General features: G+C 60.2%; 15 protein-coding genes. 13 read left to right on the forward strand and 2 right to left on the reverse strand.

Going from position 1 to position 14,163, the window contains the following annotated elements; all coding sequences use genetic code 11:
- Nucleotides 1-139: 139 nt before the first annotated feature.
- From iolE to HZ99_RS00450, 10 genes are all read left to right on the forward strand, one after another.
- Nucleotides 140-1,033 carry a myo-inosose-2 dehydratase gene (gene iolE, locus HZ99_RS00400; RefSeq protein ID WP_038440461.1) on the forward strand — a complete coding sequence of 298 codons (894 nt, stop codon included), beginning with the start codon at nt 140-142 and terminating at the stop codon, nt 1,031-1,033.
- Complete coding sequence (iolB, locus tag HZ99_RS00405) at nt 1,030-1,824, forward strand: 5-deoxy-glucuronate isomerase (RefSeq protein ID WP_038440462.1); 795 nt, start codon at nt 1,030-1,032, stop codon at nt 1,822-1,824. Before iolE ends, iolB begins: the two co-directional genes overlap by 4 nt.
- Nucleotides 1,825-1,857: 33 nt before the next feature.
- Nucleotides 1,858-3,789: a 3D-(3,5/4)-trihydroxycyclohexane-1,2-dione acylhydrolase (decyclizing) gene (gene iolD, locus HZ99_RS00410; protein WP_038440463.1), complete on the forward strand. Its 1,932-nt coding sequence runs from the start codon at nt 1,858-1,860 to the stop codon at nt 3,787-3,789.
- Between the two features lie 19 nt (nt 3,790-3,808).
- On the forward strand, nt 3,809-4,819 hold the full coding sequence (locus tag HZ99_RS00415) for a Gfo/Idh/MocA family protein (RefSeq protein WP_038440465.1): 1,011 nt from the start codon (nt 3,809-3,811) through the stop codon (nt 4,817-4,819).
- Nucleotides 4,820-4,978: 159 nt separating this feature from the next.
- Complete coding sequence (locus HZ99_RS00420) at nt 4,979-6,025, forward strand: Gfo/Idh/MocA family oxidoreductase (RefSeq protein WP_038440467.1); 1,047 nt, start codon at nt 4,979-4,981, stop codon at nt 6,023-6,025.
- A gap of 367 nt (nt 6,026-6,392) precedes the next feature.
- Nucleotides 6,393-7,328: a sugar ABC transporter substrate-binding protein gene (locus tag HZ99_RS00425; RefSeq protein WP_038440470.1), complete on the forward strand. Its 936-nt coding sequence runs from the start codon at nt 6,393-6,395 to the stop codon at nt 7,326-7,328.
- 62 nt (nt 7,329-7,390) lie between these two features.
- Complete coding sequence (locus tag HZ99_RS00430; RefSeq protein WP_038440472.1) at nt 7,391-8,929, forward strand: sugar ABC transporter ATP-binding protein; 1,539 nt, start codon at nt 7,391-7,393, stop codon at nt 8,927-8,929.
- A 20-nt stretch (nt 8,930-8,949) separates the two neighbouring features.
- Nucleotides 8,950-9,987 carry an ABC transporter permease gene (locus HZ99_RS00435; protein ID WP_038440473.1) on the forward strand — a complete coding sequence of 346 codons (1,038 nt, stop codon included), beginning with the start codon at nt 8,950-8,952 and terminating at the stop codon, nt 9,985-9,987.
- Nucleotides 9,988-10,414: 427 nt separating this feature from the next.
- A complete protein-coding gene (locus tag HZ99_RS00440) occupies nt 10,415-10,819 on the forward strand; it encodes a TraR/DksA family transcriptional regulator (protein ID WP_010173153.1) in 405 nt (134 codons plus the stop codon).
- 381 nt (nt 10,820-11,200) lie between these two features.
- On the forward strand, nt 11,201-11,404 hold the full coding sequence (locus HZ99_RS00450) for a hypothetical protein (RefSeq protein ID WP_029293050.1): 204 nt from the start codon (nt 11,201-11,203) through the stop codon (nt 11,402-11,404).
- Nucleotides 11,405-11,411: 7 nt separating this feature from the next.
- Here HZ99_RS00450 and HZ99_RS00455 read toward each other — a convergent pair whose 3' ends face one another.
- Together HZ99_RS00455 and HZ99_RS00460 are read right to left on the reverse strand one after the other, a co-directional pair.
- Nucleotides 11,412-11,648, reverse strand: a complete 237-nt coding sequence (locus HZ99_RS00455) for a DUF2789 domain-containing protein (protein ID WP_038440478.1) — start codon at nt 11,646-11,648, stop codon at nt 11,412-11,414.
- A gap of 69 nt (nt 11,649-11,717) precedes the next feature.
- Nucleotides 11,718-11,984 carry a hypothetical protein gene (locus tag HZ99_RS00460; protein ID WP_038440479.1) on the reverse strand — a complete coding sequence of 89 codons (267 nt, stop codon included), beginning with the start codon at nt 11,982-11,984 and terminating at the stop codon, nt 11,718-11,720.
- A 369-nt stretch (nt 11,985-12,353) separates the two neighbouring features.
- On the opposite strand from HZ99_RS00460, the gene HZ99_RS00465 reads away from it, so the two are divergent.
- The 3 genes from HZ99_RS00465 (at nt 12,354) to HZ99_RS00475 (ending at nt 14,154) form a co-directional block, all read left to right on the forward strand.
- Nucleotides 12,354-12,824, forward strand: a complete 471-nt coding sequence (locus HZ99_RS00465) for a hypothetical protein (RefSeq protein WP_038440481.1) — start codon at nt 12,354-12,356, stop codon at nt 12,822-12,824.
- Nucleotides 12,824-13,021 (forward strand): hypothetical protein, encoded by a 198-nt coding sequence (locus HZ99_RS00470; RefSeq protein ID WP_038440483.1) that lies wholly within the window; start codon nt 12,824-12,826, stop codon nt 13,019-13,021. The genes HZ99_RS00465 and HZ99_RS00470 overlap by 1 nt, the downstream gene beginning before the upstream one ends.
- A 116-nt stretch (nt 13,022-13,137) precedes the next feature.
- The gene (locus HZ99_RS00475; RefSeq protein WP_038440485.1) at nt 13,138-14,154 is read left to right on the forward strand and encodes an ABC transporter substrate-binding protein; all 1,017 of its coding nucleotides are present in this window, start codon (nt 13,138-13,140) and stop codon (nt 14,152-14,154) included.
- The last annotated feature ends 9 nt before the right edge of the window (nt 14,155-14,163 follow it).

A 14,163-nucleotide genomic window follows, 5' to 3' on the forward strand; every position in this document is an offset into this window, starting at 1 on the left:
ACTGTAGGCGCCGGCTTGCCGGCGATAGCGGTCTGTCAGATACCTATTAAGTGCCTGATCCATCGCTCTCGCAGGCAAGCCAGCGCCTACAGAAATCAGATCCCGGTGATCTCAGGTTAAAACAATAAAAGGTGCAGCCATGCCCGCAATCCGTATTGGCATCAACCCCATTTCCTGGAGCAATGACGACCTGCCGGCCCTGGGCGGCGAAACGCCCCTGAGCACCGCGCTCAGCGAGGGCAAGGCCATCGGCTACGAAGGTTTCGAGCTCAACGGCAAGTTCCCCAAGGACGCCAAGGGCGTGGGCGATGTGCTGCGTCCCTATGACCTGGCGCTGGTCTCCGGCTGGTACTCCAGCCGCCTGGCCCGGCGCTCGGTGGCCGAGGAAATCGACGCCATCGCCAGCCATGTGCAACTGCTGCGCGAGAACGGTGCCACGGTGTTGGTCTACGGTGAAGTGGCCGACTCGATCCAGGGTTCGCCGATCCGCCTGATCGAACGCCCGCGTTTTCACAGCGAACTGGCCTGGCAGGCCTATGCCGACAAACTCACCGAGCTGGCGCGTTTTACCCTGTCCCAGGGGGTGCGCCTGGCCTACCACCACCACATGGGCGCGTACGTCGAGTCCCCGGAGGACATCGACACGTTGATGCGCCTCACCGGCCCGGAGGTCGGCCTGCTGTTTGATTCGGGGCACTGTTACATGGGCGGCGGCGAACCGGTCGAGGTGCTGCGCAAGCATCTGGATCGTATCTGCCATGTGCATTTCAAGGATGTGCGCAAACCGGTGGTGCAACTGGCGCGCAACCAGATGTGGAGCTTTCCCGACTGCATCGTCAACGGCACCTTCACCGTGCCGGGCGATGGCGATATCGACTTTGCCCCGTTGCTGGATGTGCTGTTGGGCGCTGGCTACAGCGGTTGGCTGGTGGTGGAGGCCGAGCAGGATCCAGCCGTGGCGCCCAGCTATATCTACGCAAAAAAAGGTTTTGATACGTTGCGTGCCTTGTTGGATGCGAGGGCCGGACGATGAGCCTGTTGGTCAAAAGCACGCCGCGCGGGCAAGCCATGGTCGCGCTGCCAGCAGGCAGCCTGGAGTATGTGGGGTTTGCTGCCTACCGCCTGAGCCTGGGGCAAACACTGCCCGTCAGCGCCGACGACAAAGAGCTGTGCCTGGTGCTGCTCAGTGGCCGGGTGACGATCGACGGTGAAGGTTTCAGCTGGCAGAACCTTGGGGATCGCCAATCGGTATTTGAAGACAAATCGCCGTTCGCAGCCTATCTGCCGCCCGGCACCGTTGCCCAAGTGACCGCCCTGAGCGATGTGCAGATCGCGGTCTGTGCTGCGCCGGGCTCCTCTGCCGCCGCTCTCGCGCCCCGGCTGATCCGCCCTGAACACTGCCGGCGCAGCGTGCGCGGCAAGGGCGCCAACACCCGCTACGTCTGCGACATCCTGCCCGACAGCGAGCCGGCCCATTCGCTGCTGGTGGTGGAAGTGCGCACGCCGTCCGGGCATTCGTCCAGCTACCCACCGCACAAGCACGACACCGACGACCTGCCGCACCAGAGCTTTCTGGAAGAAACCTATTACCACCAGGTCAACCCGTCCCAGGGCTTTGTGTTCCAGCGGGTGTACACCGATGACCGCAGCATCGACCAGGCCATGGCCGTGGAAAACCATGATCTGGTGGTGGTGCCCAAGGGTTATCACCCGGTCAGCGTGCCGTATGGCTACGAGTCGTATTACCTGAATGTGATGGCCGGCCCCAAGCGCGCCTGGCACTTCCACAACGACCCCCGGCACAGCTGGTTGCTGGATCTATAACAACGCCAACTCAAACAGACACGGGTGCGAAACATGACCACAACCCGATTGACCATGGCCCAGGCCCTGGTGAAGTTTCTCGATAACCAGTACATCGAAGTCGATGGCGTGCAGAGCAAGTTTGTCGCCGGGGTGTTCACCATCTTCGGCCATGGCAATGTGCTGGGCCTGGGCCAGGCCCTGGAGCAAGACAGTGGTGACCTGGTGGTGCACCAGGGCCGTAACGAACAGGGCATGGCCCATGCCGCGATTGGTTTTGCCAAGCAGCATCTGCGGCGCAAGGTCTATGCCTGCACCGCGTCGGTCGGCCCCGGCGCGGCGAATATGCTGACCGCCGCCGCGACCGCCACCGCCAACCGGATCCCCTTGTTGCTGCTGCCCGGCGACGTGTATGCCTGCCGCCAGCCGGACCCGGTGTTGCAGCAGATCGAGCAATTCCATGACTTGAGCATCAGCACCAACGACGCCTTCCGTGCCGTGAGCAAATACTGGGACCGCATCAACCGCCCCGAACAATTGATGAGTGCGGCGATCCACGCCATGCGCGTGTTGACCGACCCGGCCGAAACCGGCGCCGTGACCCTGGCCTTGCCCCAGGATGTGCAGGCCGAGGCCTGGGACTACCCCGATGACTTCCTGCAAAAACGCGTACACCGCCTGGAGCGCCGCCCGGCTACCGAAGCGATGCTGCAGGACGCTGTCGCGCTGCTCAAGTCCAAGGGCAAACCGCTGATTATCTGTGGCGGCGGGGTCAAGTACGCCGGTGCGAATGCCGCGCTGCAGGCCTTTGCCGAGCGCTTTCAGATCCCCTTTGCCGAGACCCAGGCGGGCAAGAGTGCGATCGTCTCCAGCCATCCATTGAATGTCGGCGGCATTGGTGAAACCGGCTGCCTGGCCGCCAACCTGCTGGCCCGGGATGCCGACCTGATCATCGGTATCGGTACGCGCTACAGCGATTTCACCACGTCGTCGAAATCGCTGTTCCAGCACCCCGAGGTGCGGTTTCTCAACCTCAATATCGGCCCCGGCGATGTCCTGAAACTCGACGGTGTGCAGGTACTGGCAGATGCCAAGGCCGGGCTGCTGGCATTGGCCGACGCACTGGGCGATTACGCCACGCAATGGGGCGAGCAACCGCGCCAGGCCCTCGCGCAGGGGGATGCCGAGGTAGACCGGGTCTATCAGGCGCGCTACACCGACGCCGACTTCACCCCAGAGATCAGCGACGCGATGGACCCGGCGGTACTGCGCGAATTTATCGAGCTGACCGGCTCCTGCCTGACCCAGAGCCAGGTGCTGGGCGTGCTCAACGGGACCCTGGCCGACGACGCGGTGATTGTCGCCGCTGCCGGCAGCCTGCCGGGAGACTTGCAGCGCAGCTGGCGCAGCAAGGGGGTCAACACTTACCACGTCGAGTACGGTTATTCGTGCATGGGCTATGAGATCAATGCCGCCCTGGGCGTGAAGCTGGCGGAGCCGGAGCGCGAGGTCTACGCCCTGGTCGGCGACGGTTCCTACATGATGCTGCACTCAGAGCTGGCGACTTCGATCCAGGAGCGGCGCAAGATCAACGTGGTGCTGCTGGACAACATGTCCTTCGGTTGCATCAACAACTTGCAGATGGGCCATGGCATGGGCAGCTTCGGGACCGAGTTTCGCTTTCGCAACCCCGACAGCGGCCAGCTCGATGGCGGCCTGGTGCCGGTGGATTTCGCCATGAGCGCGGCCGCCTATGGCTGCAAGACCTACAAGGTCACGACGATTGCGCAACTGCACGCCGCGTTGGCGGATGCGCGGGCGCAAAGCGTGTCGACGCTGATCGATATCAAGGTGCTGCCCAAGACCATGATTCACGGCTACCTGTCGTGGTGGCGGGTTGGCGTCGCCCAGGTGTCTACCAGCGAGCGCACCAATGCCTGCGCCAAACAACTCAATGAACGCTTGGCCAAGGCCCGGCAGTACTGACAATAAGAGGAGTGTTGCCATGTCTTTGAAGCTGGGTGTGATCGGTACGGGCGCCATTGGCAGGGACCATATCCGCCGCTGCAGCCAGACCTTGCTCAACAGCCAGGTGGTGGCGGTCACCGATATCAACCTTGAGCAGGCGGCCCAGGTGGTGGCTGATCTGCAACTCAATGCCCAGGTATACGCCGATGGTCATGCGCTGATCGAATCGCCCCAGGTCGAGGCGGTGCTGGTTACTTCCTGGGGCCCGAGCCATGAGGCGTTTGTGCTGGCGGCGATTGCCGCGGGCAAGCCGGTGTTCTGTGAAAAACCCCTGGCGGTCACGGCCCAGGGTTGCCGCAACATCGTCGAGGCCGAAATAGCCCACGGCAAGCGCCTGGTCCAGGTGGGGTTCATGCGCCCATACGACCAGGGCTACCAGGCGCTCAAGGCGGTGATCGACAGCGGCCAGATCGGCGAGCCGTTGATGCTGCACTGCGCCCACCGTAACCCGACGGTGGGCGAGAACTACAACACCGGCATGGCCATCACCGACACCTTGATCCACGAATTGGACGTGCTGCGCTGGCTGCTGGCCGACGACTATGTGTCGGTGCAGGTGGTGTTCCCGCGTAAAACCAGCAAGGCCCTGAGCCATTTGCGCGATCCGCAGATTGTGCTGCTGGAAACCGTTCGGGGTACGCGGATTGATGTGGAAGTGTTTGTGAACTGCCAGTATGGCTACGACATCCAGTGTGAAGTGGTGGGGGAGACCGGCATTGCCAGGTTGCCGGAACCCTCCCAGGTGCAATTGCGCAGTGGCGCCAAGCTGTCGAATGCGATTTTGATGGATTGGAAAGACCGCTTTATTGCGGCCTATGACGTCGAGTTGCAGGCCTTTATCGATGGCGTGCGCGCTGGCCAGGTGGGCGGGCCGTCGGCCTGGGATGGCTTTGCGGCGGCGGTGGCGGCGGATGCGTGTATCGAGGCCCAAGGCAGTGGGCAGATCGTCAAGGTCAGCCTGCCGGATCGCCCGGCGTTCTACGGCTAGCGCCTCCCATCCCACAGGTGAAACGCGGTCGTTGTAGGAGCTGGCTTACCTGCAATGGCGGGAGATCAGTCAAGTATTTCTAACCTGATCCACCGCCATTGCAGGCAAGCCAGCTCCTACATTTTGATGGGGTTTGCACTTCAAGCAAGGAGTTGGTTCATGCGTATCGGACTGGTTGGATATGGCCACGGGGGCCGTGTTTTTCACGCCCCGCTGATTGCCACGCTACCCGGGGCGACCTTTGTCGGCGTGGTGACCCGCTCCCCCGAGCGGCGCCAGCAACTGGCGACGGATCACCCCGGTTTGCCGGCATTCGACAGCATCGCGCAGATCGTCGAGGCGGGGGTGGATGTGCTGGTGATTTCCACCACGCTCAAGGGCCGCCCGGCCCTGGTGCTGGAGGCCATTGAGCAGGGTGTGGCGGTGGTCAGTGACAAACCCTTCGCCAGCAATGCCGAGCAGGCGCGGGCGCTGATCAGCGCCGCTGAACGCGAAGGGGTCAAACTCAGCGTCTACCAGAACCGGCGCTGGGACTCGGACTACCTGACCTTGCGCAAGCTGATCGAGGCTGGCGCCCTGGGCACTATCACCCGCTTTGAATCCAGAGTAGAGCGCTACAGCCCACAGGCGGTGGGCAACGCCAGCGGCGGCGGGTTCCTGCGGGATCTGGGCAGCCATCTGGTGGACCAGGCCTTGCAACTGTTCGGCCCGGTGGCGCTGGTGTATGCGCAATTGCAGTACAGCGCCGAGCATCCGATGGTCGATCATGGCTTTTTTGTCTGCCTGACCCACGCCAACGGGGTGGTTTCCCACTTATGGGGCAGCGCCCTGCAAAACAGTCAGGGCCCGCGTTTTCGGGTCAATGGCACGGCGGGTTGCTATACCGTCGAAGGCCTGGACGGCCAGGAAGAGGCGCTGCTGGCCGGCAAGACCCCGAAGACCGAAGGCGAACACTGGGGCGCCGAAGAGCATCGTCGCTGGGGCTGGTTTGAACAAGGCGCGGAACGCGAGCGTATCCCCTCGGAAAAGGGCGCCTGGAACCAGTTCTATGGCCAGTTGCAAAACGCAGTCCAAGGCCGGGGAGTGTTACCGGTGGAGCCGCGCGATGCCTGGGAAACCACGCGCGTGCTGGATGCTGCCAGGCTCAGTGCCGAGCGCCGACAAGTGGTGGAGATGGCGACGCTGGAAGGGGGAGAGTGGAAATAGAATAAAATTCTAAAATGAGTTGATATGGAAATTATTTTCCAATAAAGTCATTTCCAGGTTGCCGAAAGTCCGTCTCGACCTTCCTTTATAAAGGAGGCAGTGGACTCAACAAAAACAAGATAAAAAAACAACCAGGTACCGTCAGATGAAAATCTTCAACGCTGTACTGCGAGTGTTACGTTCTGCCTTCCTGCCCCGCGCACGGCCTTTCTATTTTTCTTTTCTCAATGTCCTTTGCGTCGAAAGCAAGGGTGCCCTGGTGTGCTGCATTCCGGGGGCGCCGGTGGTACGGCTGCCAACTGCACGCCCATCGCTCTGATAAACGCTACGTCCAGAAAACCAACAAGAAAGTGGAGACAGACCGTTCATGAAGACCCAGATCCGTTTCGCCTCGCTGGCCTTGTCGATGATGCTTGCCAGTGGCTTGGCCGCAGCCGCCGATATCAAGATCGGCGTCAGCATGTCGCAGTTCGACGACACCTTTCTCACCTATCTGCGCGAGGACATGGACAAGCAAGCCAAGTCCTATCCCAAGGGTGACGGTGTGCAACTGCAGTTCGAGGACGCCCGTGCCGACGTGGTCAAGCAGTTGAGCCAGGTCGAGAACTTTATCAGCCAGAAAGTCGATGCCATGGTGGTCAACCCGGTGGACACGGCCTCCACCGCACGCATCACTAAAGCGGCGGTGGCGGCCGGTATCCCGCTGGTCTACGTCAACCGCCGTCCGGACCAGGCCGACCTGCCCAAAGGGGTGGTGACGGTGACATCCAACGACGTGGAGGCCGGCAAACTGCAAATGCAGTACCTGGCCGAGAAGATGGGCGGCAAAGGCAACATCGTGATTCTGCTGGGCGACCTGGCCAACAACTCCACCACCAATCGTACCAAGGGCGTCAAGGAGGTTCTCGGTCGGTATCCGGACATCAAGGTTGAACAGGAGCAGACCGGGATCTGGCTGCGGGACAAGGGCATGACCCTAGTGAACGATTGGCTGACCCAGGGCCGCGAGTTCAATGCCGTCGTGGCCAACAATGACGAAATGGCGATTGGCGCGGCCATGGCGTTGAAAACCGCCGGTGTCAAACCGGGCAGTGTGTTGATTGGCGGCGTCGATGGCACCCCCGACGGGTTGAATGCGATTACCAAGGGTGAGATGGCGCTCTCGGTGTTCCAGGATGCCAAGGGGCAGGCGGTCGGTTCAGTGGAGGCTGCGGTGAAAATGGCCAGGGGCGAGGCAGTCGAACAAAACGTCGTGGTGCCATTCCAATTGATCACCCCGGACAATGTCGCGTCATTCAAGTAGCGTTCAATAACAACAATAAGCGGGCAGGGTGGTCGCAATCGCCCTGCCGATGGAGCCCCGATATGCTCGCTCAAGCGACTGCTGTGCCGCCCGCAGGTCAAGAACAACCCTACCTGCTGGAAATCGCCCATATCAGCAAAGGCTTTCCCGGCGTCGTGGCCCTGGACGATGTACAACTGCGGGTGCGCCCCGGCTCGGTCCTGGCGCTGATGGGAGAGAACGGCGCTGGCAAGTCGACGTTGATGAAAATCATCGCCGGCATCTATCAGCCCGACGCCGGGGAAATCCGCCTGCGGGGCAAGCCTGTGGTGTTTGATACGCCCCTGGCTGCCTTGCAGTCGGGCATTGCGATGATCCACCAGGAACTCAACCTGATGCCTCATATGAGCATCGCCGAGAATATCTGGATCGGCCGCGAGCAGCTCAATGGCCTGCGCCTGGTCAATCACCGGGCCATGCACCGTTGCACGGCACAGTTGCTGGCCCGGCTGCGGATCAACCTCGACCCCGAGGAGCAGGTCGGCAACCTGAGCATTGCCGAGCGGCAGATGGTGGAGATTGCCAAGGCGGTGTCCTATGACTCCGACATCCTGATCATGGATGAGCCAACGTCGGCGATTACCGACAAGGAAGTGGCCCATTTGTTTTCGATCATTGCCGACCTCAAGGCCCAGGGCAAAGGCATCATCTATATCACCCATAAAATGAATGAAGTGTTCGCCATCGCCGATGAAGTGGCGGTGTTTCGCGACGGCGCCTATATCGGCCTGCAACGGGCCGACAGCATGGACAGCGACAGCCTGATCTCGATGATGGTCGGACGCGAGTTGAGCCAACTGTTCCCCGTGCGCGAGACGCCCATCGGCGAGTTGCTGCTGTCGGTGCGCGACCTGCGCCTGGACGGGGTATTCCAGGGGGTGTCCTTTGACCTGCATGCGGGTGAGATTTTGGGTATTGCCGGGTTGATGGGCTCGGGCCGCACCAATGTGGCGGAAACGATCTTCGGCATTACCCCCAGCGACGGCGGCGAGATCCGTCTCGACGGCCAGGCGCTGCGCATCAGTGACCCCCATATGGCGATCAAGCAGGGCTTTGCGCTGTTGACCGAGGACCGCAAGCTCAGTGGCCTGTTCCCGTGCCTGTCGGTCCTGGAAAACATGGAAATGGCGGTGCTGCCCCACTACTCGGGCAATGGTTTTATCCAGCAAAAAGCCCTGCGGGCCTTGTGCGAAGACATGTGCAAGAAACTGCGGGTGAAAACGCCCTCCCTTGAGCAGTGCATCGACACCCTGTCTGGCGGCAATCAGCAAAAGGCCCTGCTGGCACGCTGGCTGATGACCAAGCCACGGCTGTTGATCCTCGATGAACCGACCCGTGGCATCGACGTCGGCGCCAAGGCCGAGATCTACCGCTTGATCGCCTTCCTGGCCAGCGAGGGCATGGCGGTGATCATGATTTCTTCGGAACTGCCCGAGGTGCTGGGCATGAGCGACCGCGTCATGGTGATGCACGAAGGCGAGTTGATGGGCACCCTGGGCCGGGCCGAGGCCACCCAGGAAAAAGTCATGCAGTTGGCTTCCGGTATGACGGCAGTCCACTAACGAATAAAAGGTGACGGGTAATGAACGCAATACTGGAAAGCAAACCCGAGGAAAAGAAGCCCGCTGCGGCACCGGCCAAGAGCCGGCGGCGGTTTCCTACCGAACTGAGTATTTTCCTGGTGCTGATTGGCATCGGCCTGGTATTCGAGGTGTTTGGCTGGATCGTGCGTGACCAGAGTTTTTTGATGAATTCCCAGCGTCTGGTGCTGATGATCCTGCAAGTGTCGATCATTGGTTTGCTGGCGATTGGCGTGACCCAGGTGATCATTACCACGGGGATCGATCTGTCTTCGGGCTCGGTACTGGCGTTGTCGGCGATGATTGCCGCGAGCCTGGCGCAAACCTCGGACTTTTCTCGCGCGGTGTTTCCGTCGCTCACCGACTTGCCGGTGTGGATCCCGGTGGTGGCCGGGTTGGGCGTGGGGCTGCTGGCGGGAGCGATCAATGGCAGCATCATCGCCATTACTGGCATCCCGCCGTTTATTGCGACCCTCGGCATGATGGTCTCGGCCCGTGGCCTGGCGCGCTATTACACCGAAGGCCAGCCGGTGAGCATGTTGTCTGATTCCTACACGACCATCGGCCATGGTGCGATGCCGGTCATTATCTTTCTGGTGGTGGCGGTGATCTTTCATATTGCCCTGCGCTACACCAAGTACGGCAAGTACACCTACGCCATTGGCGGCAATATGCAGGCGGCGCGTACGTCGGGGATCAACGTCAAGCGGCACTTGATCATCGTCTATAGCATTGCGGGGCTGCTGGCCGGGCTGGCCGGTGTGGTCGCCTCGGCTCGGGCGGCTACCGGGCAGGCCGGGATGGGCATGTCCTACGAGTTGGATGCGATTGCTGCTGCGGTGATCGGTGGTACCAGCCTGGCAGGCGGGGTAGGGCGCATCACCGGCACCGTGATTGGCGCGCTGATCCTCGGGGTGATGGCCAGCGGGTTTACCTTCGTGGGGGTGGATGCCTATATCCAGGACATCATCAAGGGCCTGATCATCGTGGTGGCGGTGGTGATCGACCAGTATCGCAACAAGCGCAAACTCAAGCGCTGAGCGAGTCCTGCGCCTGTAAACGCTCTTGGCTTGTGTGGGAGCGGGCTTACCCGCGATGGCGGTGGGCCAGTTGATAAATACTTGACTGACCCACCGCCATCGCGGGCAAGCCCGCTCCCACATTTGTCCACCGGCAGCCGTTCGCTAACCGTTTGTCTCCTATATAGCTCCACAACACTGAATTTCTTGCTATAAACGCACTCCGATAACCGCCTGCCAAGCCCGTCCGGGTGTCTTTCGGGGGCGTGTCGGACAAATTGCCTGTCATTTCAGTTGCTGCGCCCTCAAGTCAGCCGTAGACTGCCGCCCCTCGTAAATTGAGTGCCGGGTGGCGCTTGGAATGGACGGCGTCTTTCCCCGATCTGCAGAGGTTGGCCGGAACGCTCCCTTATTCGCCTTAATGCACGTATTTTTTATAGAGAAATCAATGACAAAGGAAAAGTTGCTGGCCATGCCGGCGGATGACTACATGAATGCCGAGCAGCACGCTTTTTTCGAGCAGTTGTTGCAAGACATGAAGGTCGAGCACCACGAGCGCATTGAGCAGAACCGTATCGCCATTGAAAGCCTGGACACCCCGGCTGATCCGGCTGATGCCGCTTCGGTAGAAGAAGAGCGCACCTGGTTGGTCAACGCCATCGACCGTGACCAGCGCATGCTGCCGCAACTTGAACAGGCCCTGGGCCGTATCAAGGAAGATTCCTTTGGCTGGTGTGACGACAGCGGCGAGCCTATCGGCCTCAAGCGCCTGCTGATCAGCCCGACCACCAAATACTGCATCGAAGCGCAAGAGCGCCACGAGCAAATCGACAAGCATCAGCGCCAAGCCTGATCTGTTTGATTGTGTAGGAGCTGGCTTGCCAGCGAAGGCGGTCAGTCAGACGCTTCATTGTTGATTGGCACACCGCTATCGCCAGCAAGCTGGCTCCTACAATGATCCTGTGCGTGTCATCCCCCCCCTGTCTGTCGATCTACCTCTGCGTGCCCGCGGCCCTGTTCCATGCCGTGGAGCCGATGCGCAGTGACTTGACTGTCAGCGATCAGCAGGCCCGGCAGTTGGCCGCAGCGGCCTCGACGACCTTTCCCTGGCTCTGGCGCGGATTGTTGCGCGTTATGCAAGGAAGCTTTTACGCCAATAGCTTTTTCCGGAGAAAGGAACAGCTTAAGATGCTGCAAATTGTTAGCTAGCTAACTAATCCTGCGGAGAACTTCCATGCAAAGCAAAGTCGATGTGGCGGTGATGATTGGCAGTGGTGTGCCACAAACCCTGCGTGCGCTGGGCCTGAGAGCCTGCTGGGTCGTGTTGCTCAACGGTGAGCAGCGCGGCACGGCCTTCGCCAGTCGCGACGAAGCCCAGGAATGTCGCGCCGCCTGGCAGGCATTGCTGGACCTGGAGCAATCAGACCGCCTGCATTGAGTGGCGGTTATCCGCTTTGGTGCAGGCGTTGGTTCAACTCATCGACGGCAATCGCCCAGTCCGCATCTTCGCGCAATTGCTCCTTGAGAAACTGCGCCTGTTGCGGGGTCCAGAAGGGCGCATCGATCAGTTTCACATCCTCCACCAGGGGGTGTTCGCCAATAAACTGGTCAATGGCCGCAGGCGAAGCCTCCAGGCCCAATTGTGCAAACAGGTCTTGCAGGGTGTGTGTTGGCGCGTCCATTTCATTCTCCACGGTAAGTAAGCTTCTACTCGTATGGGAGGCATGCTGGCGCGCAGAGTTCGATTTCGCTCAAGCCGATACTTGACGGGCAGTCGTGTAGAGGAGGGCCTCCAACTCTCTGGCCAGTGCGCAGGCTTTGTTGTGATCGCTGCGAAAGCCTTTTATTCGGCCGCTGGGCACTTCCAGGATATGGAAAAAGTTCTTCCCCGCCGGGACGACTCGGTACAGTGCGAAATCCGCGTACACGGCATTGGCATACACGCTGTAGAATAGCGCGCTATCCTTGCAGGATGAGGCGCCGGAAGTCTGTGTCGGTTGGCGTTGAACTCGTTGCATGGCCAGCTCCTGTTGATCTGTTGACCTGCTTGCAGCATTTCGGGTGGTTTTAAGCCGTGTTGCTGTTCTAATATTGTTGTCGGCAGCCCATATTCAGTTCCATCCAACGTTTTTCCTTTGTTTTGGCTGTCGGAAACCACCCTTTCAAAAGGGGGATTCTCTGAAGTGGGGCGTCCAGTGTTCTCTGGACGATAAACCTGTGATTTCCTGCAATGCCTGACGACCTTGCACAAGGTCTGTCAGGCCCGGCTGTACGAGTCTGGCGGGGATCAACTTCAGTCAGTTTTTTAATGTGTCGTGCCGTATCGGCCTTTTTTTGTGCTGCCTGCCCAGGGCGGGCAGCGCTTTTTTAGATGTGGGGGCGTTTCCTTGGCAGTCAGTAATCTGGATATGCACGCATTGTTCGTGCTGGGTGATTTGCGCGCGAAGTTGGTTAAACAGTTTCAGTCGCGGTTTGTTTACATCACGGAACAAAACCCGGAAGGCATTTACATTGCCGAAATCGATACCGAAACAGCGCTTGTGGTAGATGACAAGCCCCGATTGGAACTCAAAGTCGGCGATCATTTTCGTGCGGCAGTATTGCCCAGTCGTGAAGGTGGCAAGTTCGAGCTGAAGTTTCGCGACATCAAGTTGACGGTCTATGGCCTGGGTGACTACGCGTTTGTTTCCACGGCGCAGGGCGAGGGCATTGTGTTCAAGGAAGGCCATAGCGTGATGTTGGTGTTCGCCGCCAATGAACAGTTGCAGGAAGGCCTGAGCAAAACCCTCAAGGCGGCGACCGGTAAGGCTGCCAAGTGGCGCAAAGGCGAATTGGTAAGCTTCAAGGCCAGCGAATAATGAGCGAAGGCCGGGCCCGGTTTCACCAGCAGCACCTGGCGGATGCCCAGGCCAAGGCCGTCGAACTGCTTGCCCGCAAAGATGATCTGCAAGGTGCCTGGTTGAACTGGGTGGCCAGCCAACTCTATGCCTTACGACCTGCCGAGTACGCCAGCATGGTGCGCCGAGAGTTGCAGCGTCTGCATCGGCGGCCCTGAATATCGGCATCCGTTTGAACCTCTACTACAGTTGGGTGGACTTAATTGTTCAGGGGCTTTCGCGACATGACAGCAAAGCCATCCGCCATGGCTGTGCAAACGCGAGGTTCAAAGGCATGAAAGCAATTCGAGCGCTGTTGGCAGCGTCCCTTACCACCCTGGGCCTGTCGATGGTGGCCGCACCGGTAACGGCTGCCCAGGCGCCCATTCACTTTGCCGACCTGAATTGGGAAAGTGGCAGCCTGATCACCGAAGTACTGCGGTTTATCGTCGAGAAAGGCTACGGCCTGCCCACCGACACCCTGCCTGGTACCACCATCACCCTGGAAACCGCCCTGGCCAAAAATGACATCCAGGTGATTGGCGAGGAATGGGCGGGACGCAGCCCGGTGTGGGTCAAGGCTGAAGCTGAAGGTAAGGTGGTGGGCCTGGGCGATACCGTCAAGGGCGCAACCGAAGGCTGGTGGGTGCCGGAGTACGTGATCAAGGGCGACCCGGCCAAGGGCATCGCGGCGCTGGCTCCCGAGCTGCGCAGCGTAAAGGACCTGGCGCGCTACAAGGATGTGTTCAAGGACCCGGAAACTCCCGGCAAGGGGCGCTTTCTCAATAGCCCAATTGGCTGGACCTCGGAAGTGGTCAATAAGCAGAAGCTCAAGGCTTACGGCCTGGATGACAGCTACGTCAACTTTCGCAGCGGTTCAGGTGCTGCGCTGGATGCCGAGATTGCTTCGTCGATCCGCCGTGGCAAGCCGATCCTGTTCTATTACTGGTCACCGACCCCACTGATGGGGCGCTACAAGTTGATCCAGCTGGAGGAGCCGCCGTTCGACGCCGAGGCCTGGAAGACCCTGACCGATGCCGGCAACCCCAACCCCCAGCCTACGCGTTCGTTGGCGTCCAAGTTGAGTATTGGCGTTTCCACGCCATTCCAGCAGCAGTATCCGCAGATTGCGCAGTTCTTTGAGAAGGTCGACTTTCCCATTGGCCCGCTCAATCAAGCCCTGGCAACGATGAGCGAGAAACACACCCCGCCCCGTGAAGTGGCGCAGGCGTTTCTCAAGGAGCATCCGCAGGTCTGGAAGGCATGGCTCACGGAGGATGTGGCCGCAAAGGTCGAAGCCAGCCTCAAGTAACCTTCCATA

It is taken from the genome of Pseudomonas fluorescens (assembly GCF_000730425.1).
GTDB lineage: Bacteria > Pseudomonadota > Gammaproteobacteria > Pseudomonadales > Pseudomonadaceae > Aquipseudomonas > Aquipseudomonas fluorescens_X.

What these genes read in the sequence shown, in the direction of transcription:
- iolE (WP_038440461.1), top strand. Translation starts at nt 140, where the DNA reads ATGCCCGCAATCCGTATTGGCATCAACCCCATTTCCTGGAGCAATGAC.
- iolB (WP_038440462.1), top strand. Translation starts at nt 1,030, where the DNA reads ATGAGCCTGTTGGTCAAAAGCACGCCGCGCGGGCAAGCCATGGTCGCG.
- iolD (WP_038440463.1), top strand. Translation starts at nt 1,858, where the DNA reads ATGACCACAACCCGATTGACCATGGCCCAGGCCCTGGTGAAGTTTCTC.
- HZ99_RS00415 (WP_038440465.1), top strand. Translation starts at nt 3,809, where the DNA reads ATGTCTTTGAAGCTGGGTGTGATCGGTACGGGCGCCATTGGCAGGGAC.
- HZ99_RS00420 (WP_038440467.1), top strand. Translation starts at nt 4,979, where the DNA reads ATGCGTATCGGACTGGTTGGATATGGCCACGGGGGCCGTGTTTTTCAC.
- HZ99_RS00425 (WP_038440470.1), top strand. Translation starts at nt 6,393, where the DNA reads ATGAAGACCCAGATCCGTTTCGCCTCGCTGGCCTTGTCGATGATGCTT.
- HZ99_RS00430 (WP_038440472.1), top strand. Translation starts at nt 7,391, where the DNA reads ATGCTCGCTCAAGCGACTGCTGTGCCGCCCGCAGGTCAAGAACAACCC.
- HZ99_RS00435 (WP_038440473.1), top strand. Translation starts at nt 8,950, where the DNA reads ATGAACGCAATACTGGAAAGCAAACCCGAGGAAAAGAAGCCCGCTGCG.
- HZ99_RS00440 (WP_010173153.1), top strand. Translation starts at nt 10,415, where the DNA reads ATGACAAAGGAAAAGTTGCTGGCCATGCCGGCGGATGACTACATGAAT.
- HZ99_RS00450 (WP_029293050.1), top strand. Translation starts at nt 11,201, where the DNA reads ATGCAAAGCAAAGTCGATGTGGCGGTGATGATTGGCAGTGGTGTGCCA.
- HZ99_RS00455 (WP_038440478.1), bottom strand. Translation starts at nt 11,648, where the DNA reads ATGGACGCGCCAACACACACCCTGCAAGACCTGTTTGCACAATTGGGC.
- HZ99_RS00460 (WP_038440479.1), bottom strand. Translation starts at nt 11,984, where the DNA reads ATGCAACGAGTTCAACGCCAACCGACACAGACTTCCGGCGCCTCATCC.
- HZ99_RS00470 (WP_038440483.1), top strand. Translation starts at nt 12,824, where the DNA reads ATGAGCGAAGGCCGGGCCCGGTTTCACCAGCAGCACCTGGCGGATGCC.
- HZ99_RS00475 (WP_038440485.1), top strand. Translation starts at nt 13,138, where the DNA reads ATGAAAGCAATTCGAGCGCTGTTGGCAGCGTCCCTTACCACCCTGGGC.